The sequence below is a fragment of the Ruminococcus sp. RTP21484sp1_RTP21281st1_A8_RTP21281_210402 genome, assembly GCF_040914025.1.
Lineage (GTDB): Bacteria > Bacillota > Clostridia > Lachnospirales > Lachnospiraceae > Blautia_A > Blautia_A faecis.
On the sequence record NZ_JBCPGE010000055.1, the window covers coordinates 1 to 12,680 of the forward strand.

A 12,680-nucleotide genomic window follows, 5' to 3' on the forward strand; every position below is an offset into this window, starting at 1 on the left:
CCGTATGATGGGAAACTATCACGTACGGTTCTTAGGGGAGGGAAGGACAGTAATGCTCTTCTCTTACCCGACTATGCTAGTGTGGAAATGCTTTATCATCCAGAATATGTTGGTAAGCCATTAGCTGTAGGAGGAGATTCTGAAGCGAGGCATGGAATTGTATTGACGGCGAATTATATTGCGAAGAGAAGCGGCGTTAAGACTGGCATGGCATTGTGGCAGGCAAAGCAGGTTTGCCCGGATTTGATATTTGTGCCTCCGAGGATGGATTTATATTTGAAATTTTCCTCAATGTTGCGAGAAATATATTCGGAATATACGAATCAAGTTGAACCGTATGGATGTGATGAAGCTTGGCTTGATGTAACTGATAGTTTTTCACTGAAAGGTGACGGAAGAAAAATTGCAGAAGAAATTAACAGAAGGGTAAAGAAAGAACTGGGTATTACGGTAAGCATTGGAATTTCCTGGAATAAAATTTTTGCAAAACTTGGAAGCGATTATAAAAAGCCTGATGGAATTACAGAATTTAATCGGACGAATTATCGTGAACTAATCTGGAAACTTCCGGTATCAGATCTTCTATATGTAGGAAGATCAACGAATAGAACTTTACAGAAATATGGTATTCGCACAATCGGAGAACTGGCAAGAACAGATCCAAGTTTTCTGGAACGGCAGCTTGGGAAAATGGGACTTGTCATTTATTCATTTGCGAATGGCTGGGATGATTCGCCAGTTTCAGTAGAAGGATATCAGGCACCGATAAAGTCTATTGGCAACAGTACAACGACACCCAGAGATCTGGAAAATGATCAGGATGTACAGATTATTCTGATGGCATTGGCAGAAAGTGTCGCAGCCAGACTGCGGAAACATGGTTTTAAATGTAATGTAGTGTCAATTTCGATTCGTGATAATGGGTTATTTCATTTCTCCAGGCAAAGAAAGCTGCAGGATCCGACCGACATTACAGATGAGATAATGAGTGCAGCATACCAGCTTTTTAGAGAGAACTATCATTGGCCTCGTCCAATCAGAAGTCTTGGAATCCGTGCAGATGATCTGGTTATGGGGCAGGTTCCGGTGCAGTTAGATTTATTTATGAATGAGCAGCGCCGGGAAAAACAGGAGAAGTTAGACAGGGCAGTAGATGATATCAGGCGACGGTTTGGATATCACAGTGTCCAGAGAGCATTTATGTATCAGGATAAAATATTATCCAGCCTGGATGCACAGGGATCCCACACCGTTCATCCAGTTGGATATTTCAATGGGAGGTAAGTGCTTTGAATGATAACAAAGTTTATGTAGAAGTCATTGTAAAATTCAGCACAGAAGGCGCAATGATGCCAATAGAATTTATTTGGGAAGATGGAACTAAATATTTAATTGATAAAGTAAAATCGAAAGAACGTTGTGCCAGCCGGAAAGCGGGTGGTACAGGAATTATGTATACTGTAATGGTAGATGGTAAGGAATGCCATTTATATTATGAATTTGATAAGTGGTTTATGGAGCGCAAGAGTGCGTAAAGATTTAAGAAAGAAAATAGGATCTGCAAAAGAGCTGACCTTTCCCTTTTGCTCTTTTCAGATTGACATATAAGGGCATTACATCTATGTTCATGAAACAATATGCCCACTATATTGTCCATGCAGATGTGGCTCTGCTCAAGAATAATTCTTATTGAGCTTCCGTCAAAATCACAGGGATGGGAGTGTAGAACGTCAGAGAAAGACGATTCAATACGAAAAAAGGAGATTTTGATAATGACAGAGAGAGATTATGCGATTAGATCGTTTAAGGAAATTACATTAAATGCAGCACAACATACAGAAGAGAGAATGGATCTGTACTATGAAAAGATGAAAGCACTGATGAACAATTATCAGGATTTGATTTTGGAAAATCAGATGGTTTTGGATGAATTAGAGCAAGAGTGTCAGGAAAAGATCAATGAGAATATGGCCTATGCCCTTCAGTATATGGATGCCTATGATTACCGCATGAATTTAGGAAAACTGAAAAAAGAAGTAAACAATATCATTCTAATCTATGGACTTTGTGATATGGTCAACCGGGCAATGACACTGGTAAAATATTTTACGCCGAATTTTGGAACAGAATATTATGATGTGCTTTATGGCTGCTTCTGCAGGCACAGAAAAATGACAGATATGGAAATTATGCTTGAACTGGGGATGAGCCGGGCAAGTTTTTATCGAAAGAAAAAAGCAGCTCTCCGGTATATGGGATATTATTTTTTTGAAATCGTAGTGCCACAGTCTGCAAACAAACGATATAAGCCATCTTTTCCAGAAACGGAAGAGTAGATTTGAAAGAGCCTGATGGAATCTCCCCTTTCCATCAGGCTTATATATAATGGAATACTCCCCTATTCCTCTTATTATTCCGCAGATTCTTCAGCTGCAGTTTCTTTCTTTTTTCTGGATTTGCCAGAAATCATTTTATGACCTGAGTAAATGGCCATAGCCATACAAATCAGTGAACTGAATGCAAAATATTTATGAGCTGATTTCATATCCTTGTAGCCGGTGTAGCAAGTTCCGATCATGGAAACCAGTGCACCGATAGACCAGTATTTATGTGATTTCATTTGAACCTCCTGAGCTTTTTTATATCATACATCTTTTTAAGAAATATGCAAACTGGAATTTATCAGTATCTCTTTTTGCATGTTTTGGGTATCGTTGCTTCATAACTCATATCAAGCAACATTTTGATTTTGTCATCTGATACGCTGCACATCCAGTGCAACAGTAATCCAGCTATCCTTGCTCATGTGATACGCCGGGAAGAAGCCGGGTTCCTCTCGTAGTGTGCCAATCAGAATTGGGTCACATTTGAAATCGACCACTTCCAGCATTTCTTCGCCTTGCAGCCCCAGCTTGTTCTTTGGTACATCCATAATCAGAGCAAACCACTTCCGATTATTACAATGCCGGAACACCTCATAATTCGGATATTTGAGCCACGGATAATCTGTCTCGGCGTTATATGTCTGATTCTAATTCTGCGCGTTTCATAACCTCACCTCTACAACTTCTAGCTTTCTGCATGTTACTATATAGTTTTGATTACCTGTTCTTCTGCATTTTGGCCGAGGGATAATCTCTTCGTTGAAAAAATAATTGACCACGATAGGCGGATCGTTGAACGGGCGTTTGATGGAATCATCATCCTGGACATACAGTAGCCCTTCCTCTTGGCAAAACTGCCGCATCTGCGCATCCAGCATTGACCAGTAGCTGCGTTCTTTTTTATTGTAAATGGTATCGTACAGCGGCAGCAGGTCTGGATGTTTTTCCGTTATATAGTCAAAAATCGTTTTCTTATAACCGCCCCGCAAGTTTAGGTTTTCCAGCCAGACCAAATTACATTGATTCTTCGCCCGGTGGATGATGGAGGGCAGGTCGGTGAGGCCGGGGAAAATCGGCGAGATAAAGCAGGTGGTGCGCACACCAGCATCATGGAATGCTTTCATAGCGGCCAGCCGCCGCTCAATGCTCACTGCATTGTCCATATCAGCGCGAAAATCTTCGTCCAGTGTGTTTGATCGACCAGGATACCCGCGCATTGGGGAATGTTTTAATGAGGTCAAGGTCACGCAGCACCAGGTCAGACTTGGTAGCAATACTGAGGCTACATTCACTGCCCTGCATCTGCTCCAAAATGGCGCGGGTGCGGCAGGCGGTTTCCTCCAGCGGCTGATATGGGTCGGTCACGTAACAGAGAAACAGTTCTTTCCCTGCATACCGCTCCGGGTGTTTGATTTCCGGCCAAAATTTAACGTCTATGAACTCTCCCCAGGGCTCCGGGTGATTGGTAAAACGCTTCATAAAAGATGCGTAGCAATATTTGCAGCCGTGGCCACAGCCCACATAAGGATTGACCGAATAATCACTCACAGGCAAATTGGATTTTGTGAGGACGCTTTTTACTTCAACGTTTCAGATGATTGGCTCCATTGTATGTATGCTCCTTTGATTTTGCTTATTTTTCACGGGACAGTTTCATCATATCCTTCATATCGGCAAAACCGATTGTTTGATACAGCGGCCTGCCTTTGTTTGAGGTTTCAAGATAAATTTTTGAAATATGCCGCTGACGAGCCTGCTCTACAAGCCACCTGACGATTCTGTTCCCTATGCCGTGTCCGCGAAACTGCGGCCGGGTATAAATGTTCATCAGGTAGGCACATTTCCCGTTTAGATTGTCCGGTGAGGGCATCTCATGATAGAGGCATATCCCGCCGCAGCCGACGATTTCCTCCCCTACGTAGGCAAAGCAGGCAATATGTCCGCCCTGCGGCAGTTCTGTTTGATAGTAGCGGCGATTTTCCGATTCCAGCTCTGTTACAGACCGCTCCGAGGGGATGGAGAATACCTCATGCAAGACTTCCATTCGCCATTGCATCAATACATTCAGGTCCTGGATCGTGGCCTGCCGGATCTGAATCTCCATTATAATGCCCCCGCTTTCATTACCACCGGCAGTTTCGACACATCCGGCTTACCGTTGACATTCAAAGGAATCTGCTTCATCTTCACAAAGAACTCTGGGATCATAAAGGAAGTCAAATTTTCAGACAGTTCTTTTTTTACTTCCGAGACTTTCAGCTTATTGTCGGAAGGCACCACATAGGCGGTCATATAGGACAGTCCATCCTCGTCTGTAAAAGCCCGGACAATAGCCTGCTGCACATCCTTGCACCGATAGAGCCGGGACTCCACCTCGGCAAGTTCCACCCGCTTGCCGTAAATCATGATCTGGTCGTCCTTGCGGTGCAGGAATGCAATGTTGCCATCCGGCAGGATATAGCCCAAATCGCCGCTGCGGTACATGGTGCTACCGTCCGGCTGCCGCTCAAAAGCTCTGTTTTCCTCGGCATGGTCGCCAATGTAGCCCAGAGATACACCGCCGCCATAAATGCAAATCTCACCCGTCTGCCCTTTGGCAACCTCGTTGCCAGACTGATCCAGAATCCTGATTTGCGCACCTAGTACAGGATGACCGATGGGATAGGTACCGTCCTCCAGCACAGTTCCACTATTACAACGGTAATAGGAGGCGCAGACCGTTGTCTCGGAGGGGCCGTAGGTGTTGTAAACCTCTGCTTTGTTCAGCAGGTGATCCACATAAACGCCCCGCAACACATCGCCGCCGCTGATAAGCAGCCGCAGAGAGGACGGAATGACAGACAGGTGGTTCATTTCTGCCAGCAGATACGGAAAGCCGCTGATCATAGTCACATGGTGGCGTTCCACAAAAGCCATCAATGCATGGATGTCGGCCTTATCCTCGTCAGCGGGGATGGCCAGAGCGGCACCATTCAGCAGACTGGTGAACACTTCCTCCACAAAGATGTCAAAAGAACAGACGGAATATTGCAGCATGACATCACCGGGGCCGGGATGGAACTCGTTGGCAAAGGCACGGACATAATGGCAAACATTGCGGTTGGTGACACAGACACCTTTGGGCCGCCCGGTGGTACCTGACGTATACAGCACATAGGCGGGGCGTTCCGGGTCTTCGATGGCATTGCGCTTCCAGGAGGGCGTCTCCACGCCGCAGATCTCACAATCTGTATAGCGGATGGGGAAACTGCTCAGTTTGGGCGCAAAGGCGTGTTCCGTCAGCACAAAATCCACCTGTGCCTCGGTCATCATGTCATGGATGCGCCCGGTGGGAAAATCCGGCTCGGCTGGGACATATCGGCCGCCGCATTTGAGTACCGCCAGAATCGAGGCAATCATCTCGGTTCGGTGACGCATGACGATGCCGATGCTGTGTACTTCCTGCGGAAAGCTGCACGTGATCATATCCACCATGTTGGACAGCTCTCCAAAAGTCATGGTGCGGTCGTTTTCAATGATAGCTGGGGCATTTTCATGTTCTTTAACTACTTTCTGAAAAAGCGAATAAATCGTATCCATCGTTTTATCTCCTTGTCGGTTTATCTATTTAATATCCAGTGAATGCCAGCCGCTGTGCGCTTGTTGCACGCCTGATAGTGGCTGCCACTGTTCAGTACGAAGGTGGTTTCGATGCCTTTCCCGTGGCACAGTGTTTCTATCTCCTGCGTATTCTGCTGCACAACGTTCAAAATCGGATTATCGGTGGAGCTCTCCTTGTCTCCGAGAGAAAAATACAGACAGTCAGGTTTGCGCTTCATCTCATGGGAGCACACATATTCCATGATGCCCTCAAACCAGAAGGAACCTGACATACTCGCTGCGCGGGCAAACACATCCGTTTGGTAGAGAGCGTAGAGGGCGAACAGCCCGGCCAGCGAGTAACCGGCGAGGCCCCGCCAGGCGGGCGCACCGGGAAGGAGCGCTTCCGCTTCCGGCATAATTTCATCCAGAAGCAGTTTCAGGTAATCATCCGCACCACCGGTGCAGGGCGTATCGTGTTTAGAGATCGGCCCCATATACCACGGTGTCATGTCATGATCCCATTTCAGCTTACTGACCGCCACCAGACAGAAATCTGGGCAGCCGAGCGCCATCAGGTTTTTATACACACTGTTAACGGCATTGGAAAAGGTGTTGAGATAGATAACTGGGCTGCCCGGCTTTGCGCTTGGGTATATGTCCACTCTTTTTTGTTCTATGGTTAAAGAAGTCACCTTGTTGCCTCCTCTCTTGACGATTCATTGTATAAATATTGTACGGTATCCGAAAACGAAAGCAAGTACGCAGAAAGTTCGTACATATATTCATAATTATCCTTATATTCTTTATATTTCATCTCGATTTTTTCATCTCCTAATACGATACATTTAAATTTTCTGTTCCCTATAAAATTAATCTATCGGGCTTTACTAAATCGCCAAACAACGATTTATCTTTGCCTTATGTTATCATAATTCGGTTTAAATTGCTATAAATAGCCTTATCTCAATAATAGAAAATCCCAGAAATCATTAAGATTCCGAGGCCTTATGTTTGAACATATTTACCTTTTAATTTATGTAACAAATAAAATTTTGATTGACCTTTTGTTAATATGAATCAATCATCTGCATTAGCTTCTTATAAAATTCATTTCTATCGTTGTAAATTTTTTCCAATTCTTTTTCTGTAAACAGTGCATAGGCTCTATCAGGAACAGCTGTCAAGCCATCGCAGCTAAATGGTATGCGCCGCCCACCCCTGAAAATGGCTGCTTCCCAGTATTTTTTTCTAAAATATTTAATTATTCCCATATAGTATCACCTCTTTCCCATATTTGTTATATACGTTCTGGCAAGTAAAATACTTCTGTTCTTACTATATTATCATCAAAATCCATTTCTACATAATAGTCTCGGACAAAATATGCTCTCCAGTAATCTTGTAGTGAGTAAATTTCCAATGTCTTGAAATCAACTATGCACAATGGAATAGCTTCTTTATTTTCTCCGTCCGTCTTTCTGTATTCTAATGAAGCTGCAACTTTACTTAGGCAATTCTGGCATAAATGGTTTTCCAGCATGTTAGTATCAATTTCATAATTTTCCGGCAACGTCACATCTATGCTTGCCATACCACGGCTTGGAGTTCCGTCTGAAGAATAAGATATTTCACCTGTATTCCCAGAGAGGAATGAAGTTGAAGTAGCACTTTCTACCTCATTTCCATTTTCATCGTAATTTTTCAGTGGAAAATCAATCACATACCAGTCATTCAGCGAGATCAATCCAATAGTGTCAAAGTTTCTAAAGTAGCTCATCAGGCTTTCTTCCGCATTTCCGCATAGATAACATTCTGATGTGTTTTCCAGGGATGAGCGCAGATCGTCAAAAGTTACATCAATGTCAGCACGGTGTTTAGTAGATACTGGTTGGGAAGATGTCTGCTCATGGGCAGAGGCATAATATGCGATGATTATGGAGATAACAATTATGACTGCCAGTATGGAAAGCCAGAAATAATCTATTCGGATTTGATAATATCGCTTTTCTTTCTTCATATTTTTGATGCTCTCCCCTAATAATAAAATATAGTGTACTTAAAACAAGTTCATTTAAACCATTTTACCATGTTTTGTACTTAAAATGTACTCGTATTATGAACTTATTTTGTACTTATCAAATGGAGAGGAAGCCATATGGAAAAAGATAAACATCTTGGTCTTCGGATTGATTCTGAGACGCACGGAAAACTGAAAAGTCTTGCTGAATTTGAGGGGCGTTCTATCAATGGAGAAGTGCTGTATCTGATTCGTCAGGCGATTGCTCAACATGAGAAAGATCATGGCACATTAAATAAATAGGAAGATCATACATCGGGCTGGTGAGTTCCGGTGTATTTTTATGTCAATTTAAAAAGTATCAAATGATGATACTTTTATAGGAATCAGTGATACTTTACGGCAGGTATTTGAGATACCCCTGATACTTTGAACTGTTATACTGATTATGCTGGAAATAAAAGAACAGCAGGAAAACTTCATATGATTATTAGAAAAGCTCTTTCGGGTTAGCACCCCGGAGGGGCTTTTTTTGTTGCCCTGAAATTTTGATTTCCGGCCAATAAGCCACAGGTCTGCCTGATCTGGTGGCCTGAAAGGAAATCAGTACGCATGATCAGAGGCATCAGAAGGAGCCGGTCCCCTCCGCTCTTGAATTTGGAACACGAAACAGATTTCAAATTCAGGAGGAACGGACGATGTATGTAGAGCATCCATATAAATTCAATGACAAATTTTATGCAAAAGTTGATGGGAAATTTTATGAAATAACCAGAGAGGTAGCCAAGGCAATGCTTTCCGCTTACCGTAATGAAGTTTACAGAAGTAAAAAGTGGCAGCCGGAAGACCCAGAAACCATGACAAGAAAAACAAAGTGGACAGAGCTTCTGGACTGTGTTTTCAGTGAGAATACAGATGGAATCGGAGTGCAGGATTTACCGGATGAGTGCCAGCGGAGCGTAGAAGATCTGGTAATTCTGCAGGCTGAATCTGCAGAATTGCATCAGAATATCGCAAAGCTGTCAGAACATGAACAGTTTATTATCAAGTCCATCTACTTTGATGGTATGAAGCAGGTAGAACTGGCGAAAAAACTGGGAATTTCAAAGGTTAGTATGTCTCAGAAGGTCAGTGCAATCTTAAAGAAAATGCGGAAAATGTATGAAATAGGTTAAAGAGTGAGAACGGCACTCTTAACTTTTTCATGATTTTTGTATTTAGAAATAAAATCAAAACAGATTGAAAGAGAGTGAAAATATGGCAGAAAAAAGATGTTATACGGTGAAGGATTTACAGGAAATGCTGGATGTCAGCAGATCAACGGTCTATAAGCTGTTGAGACAAAATGAGTTCCGCTGGATTCAGTTAGAAGGCGGTGGCTACCGCATTTCCAAGAAGAGTTTTGACGAGTGGTTGGATAAGGGAAATGCTTCTGTGACATCCTAAATTTTTTGCGAATTGTGAGATATGATTTAAGAAAAATAAATGGAAGGAGAGTGAAACAAGGCAGTGATACAAAGAGTTGGATCGTCGGCAAAACCCCGAAAGTGGATGAGTGTCCACGAGATGGGGGATATGCTGGGATTAAAGAAGACGGATCGTTACTGGCTGGTTCATAAAAACTATTTTCGGACAGAAACATTGCTTGGAAAGATGAGGGTTGAAATTGCCAGTTTTGAAAAGTGGTATGCCAATCAGGACTGGTATCATAAAGTCAATGGAGAAGCACCGGGAAAGGAGTTGAGGCTCAGATCTTATTCCCCAAAAGAAATACAGGAAATGCTGGGGACGGACAACGCAACGGTATATGAGATATTGAAGAAAAACAATATTGAGACAGTTACCGTGAATGAAAGAATGCGAGTGCCGACGGATGCCTTCTGGGACTGGTATTACAGCCAGTCCAGATACCGTACACAGGAAGATCGTAAGAAAGATGCAGCTGCAGAGGCAGCCAGTCTCAGTATGCCGGAAATGGCCCGGCTGCTTGACGTTCCAAGAAGTACCGTATATGGAATCCTGAGCAGTAAAAAATATGCCCCATTGCTGGACGTTATTGTAATTGCCGGACGGAGAAGGGTGACAAAGGAGAGCTTTGAGCGGTTCTTGCAGGCACAGGATACTTATGAGCTGTTTAATTTTGAATATGAAGAATTGGAGTTGGAAGAAAAACGGGAATATGAGAATTATAAGCGAAGATGCCTTGCAGAAGCAGATCACAGCCAGGAGAAAAAATGTCTGGAGTATCTGACAGTGCCGGAAGCGGCAGAACTGGCAGGAGTGGAGCCTGCAACCATAGCTTATTGGTACACCACAGGAAAAATCTCGGTCAGAAAAACAGGAAAGATTATTCGTATTCCAAGAGAAGTATTTGAACAGTGGTTATTGAAGCGGAAGGAAAAGGGGGTGGTATAGCATGGCTTCGATACAGAAGAAAAATAACAAATATTGTGTCGTATATTACTGTAAAGATACAGATGGAAAGCGGAAACAGAAGTGGGAAACGTATGATACAAAGAACGCAGCTAAAATCAGAAAAGCAGAAATTGAACTGAAAGAGAAAAAAGGCGGTATTATCGTATCGAACTGTAAGACGTTGGCGGATCTGATAAATGAGTATGTAGAACTGTATGGAAAAGACAGGTGGGCATTGTCTACCTATGACGGGAATATGTCATTGCTGAAGAATTATATATTGCCTATCATTGGGAAAACTCCACTGACGGATATCAATACCAGATTTCTGGAGATTTACTATAAGACGCTGACAAAGACGCCATCCGTTCCAGACTTGAACGGAAATGTCAGAAGCGAGTTCGTATCTACCAGTGTAATCCGTGATGTACATAAGCTGCTGAAGAGTTGTTTTAATCAGGCTGTGAAGTGGGATATCATGGAGAAGAATCCAGCATTTAAAGCGACGGTACCAAAGCATAAATCAGAGAAACGGGTAATATGGGATGCAGAGACCTTTGCCCATGCTCTGGATGTGTGTGAAAATGAGTGCCTGAAATTGTGTATGAACCTTGCCTTTGCCGGTTTTCTTCGAATAGGAGAACTACTGGGGCTTACCTGGGACTGCGTAGATATATCAGAAGAAGCGATCAAAGAAAACCGGGCGTATCTTTATGTAAATAAGGAAGTACAGAGAGACAGCAAAAAAGCGTTAGAGGAATTAGACCAGAAAGATGTGATCGTCATATTTCCAGAGGAGCGGAAAACGAATAAGACGGTACGCATTATGAAAACACCAAAAACAGAAAGCAGCGTGCGGAAAGTGTTTTTACCAAGGAGCGTAGCTGAAGAACTGATTGCATGGAAAGCACAGCAGGAGGAGATAAAGGATATTTTGCAGGAAGAATACCAGGACTATGGCCTTATCCTTGCTACTGAATATGGACTTCCAAGGGGCGGTGCGTATATCAGAGATTCCCTGAATAAGCTGATCAAACAACATGATTTACCACAGATTGTGTTTCACAGTTTCCGGCATATGAGTGTTACCTATAAGCTTAAGTTGAACGGCGGTGATATAAAGGCGGTACAGGGAGATTCTGGTCATGCACAGGCAGATATGGTTACAGAAGTGTATTCGCATATCATAGATGAAGACAGACGGCGCAATGCGACACTGTTGGAAGATTCCTTTTATAACAGGAAGAATCTGAATCCGCAGATCCATGATACAGAAAAGAGGACGATGATGGAAGTTCCAGAAGGAGTGGACGCAGAGTTACTTGCAAAAGTTCTCAGCAATCCGGAAATGGCTGTGTTGCTGACATCATTAGCAAAATCAATGCAAGGGGAACATAATTAGGATAAAAGTAGACCGGTGGAGAGCAAAATCTCTGCCGGTTTTATTTATGAGATCAAATCAGAGCATGTGAGAAAAAAGAGGTAAAATAGTGGTCAAAGCATCTTGCGTAAATGGCGGTATCTGATGTATAATTTAGAAGAAATCTGACAAAGAAAATAGTGTATCACACATTTCATTTCCCGCTTTTAAATGGGCAGGATAGTTGGATTTTATGATTTGAAAAATTATAGATGGAGTTGGCGCTTTATATTAGAAGCGTACAATCATTTTCTCAGAAAATGTAAAAATCCGGAATAATTTTCAATGATCTTATATGAACAGAAATAGTCTGGGAAGGCGCTTTTTTACTGGACTTATAAATGAATAGGTTGTCTCTGTTGGACTAGTCTGAACCTGCATAAAAGTTGCTCCTAAGCGAGGGGTCGGAGGTTCAAATCCTCTTGGCGACGGGCTTCAAAGCGTTCGAAAATGTTAGCTGGATTAGCTGACAACGAACGCTTTTGTTATTTTCTAATCACGTTCGTGACACAAAATTCCATTCAAAATGATCAATTTCCAGCTAACGCAATCCGATTTTTGTTAGCTGACAGCTAATCAAAATCACTGGTTTGCAAACATGGGTTTTAGAAAGTCCAGCTAACATTTGGGTTCCGCTCTGTTGTCACCCCTTATTCGGGGATGTAAATCAGAGAAAAGGCGGGAAAAGAAACAATCTCTCCCAAACTTGCAAACATAAATTAGCTGAAACAGTATTCAATTCTATTAGCTACAGCTAATGGTCAAACAGCAATGAGAATTGATACTTCAAAAGATCCGTTGGATGAGTTAAAAGAGTTTGAAAATTGATATATATGTACAGAGTACTTTTAAAACTCAGTTT

At 42.7% G+C, this 12,680-nt stretch carries 15 protein-coding genes and 1 pseudogene; 8 read left to right on the plus strand and 8 right to left on the minus strand.

Features of this window, described 5'->3' with window-relative positions; genetic code table 11:
- Positions 1-81: 81 nt before the first annotated feature.
- The 3 genes from AB5170_RS19310 (at position 82) to AB5170_RS19320 (ending at position 2,336) form a co-directional block, all read left to right on the plus strand.
- Positions 82-1,284 (plus strand): DNA polymerase IV, encoded by a 1,203-nt coding sequence (locus AB5170_RS19310; protein ID WP_272105125.1) that lies wholly within the window; start codon positions 82-84, stop codon positions 1,282-1,284.
- A gap of 5 nt (positions 1,285-1,289) precedes the next feature.
- Entirely contained in the window at positions 1,290-1,535 is a 246-nt protein-coding gene (locus AB5170_RS19315) for a hypothetical protein (protein WP_330386437.1), read from the plus strand.
- A gap of 237 nt (positions 1,536-1,772) precedes the next feature.
- Positions 1,773-2,336, plus strand: coding sequence for a hypothetical protein (locus AB5170_RS19320; protein ID WP_195392272.1), 564 nt, complete (start codon positions 1,773-1,775; stop codon positions 2,334-2,336).
- 74 nt (positions 2,337-2,410) lie between these two features.
- Here AB5170_RS19320 and AB5170_RS19325 read toward each other — a convergent pair whose 3' ends face one another.
- The 8 genes and pseudogenes from AB5170_RS19325 to AB5170_RS19360 form a co-directional block, all read right to left on the minus strand.
- Positions 2,411-2,620, minus strand: coding sequence for a DUF6219 family protein (locus tag AB5170_RS19325; protein ID WP_118511955.1), 210 nt, complete (start codon positions 2,618-2,620; stop codon positions 2,411-2,413).
- Between the two features lie 132 nt (positions 2,621-2,752).
- Positions 2,753-2,974, minus strand: a complete 222-nt coding sequence (locus AB5170_RS19330; protein ID WP_226815879.1) for an MmcQ/YjbR family DNA-binding protein — start codon at positions 2,972-2,974, stop codon at positions 2,753-2,755.
- Positions 2,975-3,046: 72 nt separating this feature from the next.
- A pseudogene (locus AB5170_RS19335) lies at positions 3,047-3,938 on the minus strand (radical SAM protein).
- A gap of 79 nt (positions 3,939-4,017) precedes the next feature.
- On the minus strand, positions 4,018-4,488 hold the full coding sequence (locus AB5170_RS19340) for a GNAT family N-acetyltransferase (protein WP_005924656.1): 471 nt from the start codon (positions 4,486-4,488) through the stop codon (positions 4,018-4,020).
- A complete protein-coding gene (locus AB5170_RS19345) occupies positions 4,488-5,963 on the minus strand; it encodes an amino acid adenylation domain-containing protein (protein WP_055058585.1) in 1,476 nt (491 codons plus the stop codon). Before AB5170_RS19345 ends, AB5170_RS19340 begins: the two co-directional genes overlap by 1 nt.
- Before the next feature lie 20 nt (positions 5,964-5,983).
- Positions 5,984-6,658, minus strand: a complete 675-nt coding sequence (locus AB5170_RS19350; protein ID WP_118338790.1) for an alpha/beta hydrolase — start codon at positions 6,656-6,658, stop codon at positions 5,984-5,986.
- Between the two features lie 375 nt (positions 6,659-7,033).
- Positions 7,034-7,237, minus strand: a complete 204-nt coding sequence (locus AB5170_RS19355; protein ID WP_118512131.1) for a hypothetical protein — start codon at positions 7,235-7,237, stop codon at positions 7,034-7,036.
- Between the two features lie 26 nt (positions 7,238-7,263).
- Positions 7,264-7,983: a hypothetical protein gene (locus AB5170_RS19360; protein ID WP_148463132.1), complete on the minus strand. Its 720-nt coding sequence runs from the start codon at positions 7,981-7,983 to the stop codon at positions 7,264-7,266.
- A gap of 138 nt (positions 7,984-8,121) precedes the next feature.
- On the opposite strand from AB5170_RS19360, the gene AB5170_RS19365 reads away from it, so the two are divergent.
- The 5 genes from AB5170_RS19365 (at position 8,122) to AB5170_RS19385 (ending at position 11,800) form a co-directional block, all read left to right on the plus strand.
- Positions 8,122-8,286, plus strand: coding sequence for an Arc family DNA-binding protein (locus AB5170_RS19365; protein ID WP_118062271.1), 165 nt, complete (start codon positions 8,122-8,124; stop codon positions 8,284-8,286).
- 395 nt (positions 8,287-8,681) lie between these two features.
- A complete protein-coding gene (locus AB5170_RS19370; protein WP_148463131.1) occupies positions 8,682-9,158 on the plus strand; it encodes a sigma-70 family RNA polymerase sigma factor in 477 nt (158 codons plus the stop codon).
- 82 nt (positions 9,159-9,240) lie between these two features.
- Positions 9,241-9,429 carry a helix-turn-helix domain-containing protein gene (locus AB5170_RS19375; protein WP_055057014.1) on the plus strand — a complete coding sequence of 63 codons (189 nt, stop codon included), beginning with the start codon at positions 9,241-9,243 and terminating at the stop codon, positions 9,427-9,429.
- Positions 9,430-9,558: 129 nt separating this feature from the next.
- Entirely contained in the window at positions 9,559-10,398 is an 840-nt protein-coding gene (locus tag AB5170_RS19380; RefSeq protein ID WP_195380371.1) for a helix-turn-helix domain-containing protein, read from the plus strand.
- A gap of 1 nt (position 10,399) precedes the next feature.
- The gene (locus tag AB5170_RS19385; RefSeq protein ID WP_195380372.1) at positions 10,400-11,800 is read left to right on the plus strand and encodes a site-specific integrase; all 1,401 of its coding nucleotides are present in this window, start codon (positions 10,400-10,402) and stop codon (positions 11,798-11,800) included.
- The last annotated feature ends 880 nt before the right edge of the window (positions 11,801-12,680 follow it).

Bases quoted from the DNA above. Each gene is read 5' to 3' on its own strand.
- AB5170_RS19320 (WP_195392272.1), top strand. From the start codon at position 1,773: ATGACAGAGAGAGATTATGCGATTAGATCGTTTAAGGAAATTACATTA.
- AB5170_RS19325 (WP_118511955.1), bottom strand. From the start codon at position 2,620: ATGAAATCACATAAATACTGGTCTATCGGTGCACTGGTTTCCATGATC.
- AB5170_RS19340 (WP_005924656.1), bottom strand. From the start codon at position 4,488: ATGGAGATTCAGATCCGGCAGGCCACGATCCAGGACCTGAATGTATTG.
- AB5170_RS19345 (WP_055058585.1), bottom strand. From the start codon at position 5,963: ATGGATACGATTTATTCGCTTTTTCAGAAAGTAGTTAAAGAACATGAA.
- AB5170_RS19355 (WP_118512131.1), bottom strand. From the start codon at position 7,237: ATGGGAATAATTAAATATTTTAGAAAAAAATACTGGGAAGCAGCCATT.
- AB5170_RS19360 (WP_148463132.1), bottom strand. From the start codon at position 7,983: ATGAAGAAAGAAAAGCGATATTATCAAATCCGAATAGATTATTTCTGG.
- AB5170_RS19365 (WP_118062271.1), top strand. From the start codon at position 8,122: ATGGAAAAAGATAAACATCTTGGTCTTCGGATTGATTCTGAGACGCAC.
- AB5170_RS19370 (WP_148463131.1), top strand. From the start codon at position 8,682: ATGTATGTAGAGCATCCATATAAATTCAATGACAAATTTTATGCAAAA.
- AB5170_RS19375 (WP_055057014.1), top strand. From the start codon at position 9,241: ATGGCAGAAAAAAGATGTTATACGGTGAAGGATTTACAGGAAATGCTG.
- AB5170_RS19380 (WP_195380371.1), top strand. From the start codon at position 9,559: ATGCTGGGATTAAAGAAGACGGATCGTTACTGGCTGGTTCATAAAAAC.
- AB5170_RS19385 (WP_195380372.1), top strand. From the start codon at position 10,400: ATGGCTTCGATACAGAAGAAAAATAACAAATATTGTGTCGTATATTAC.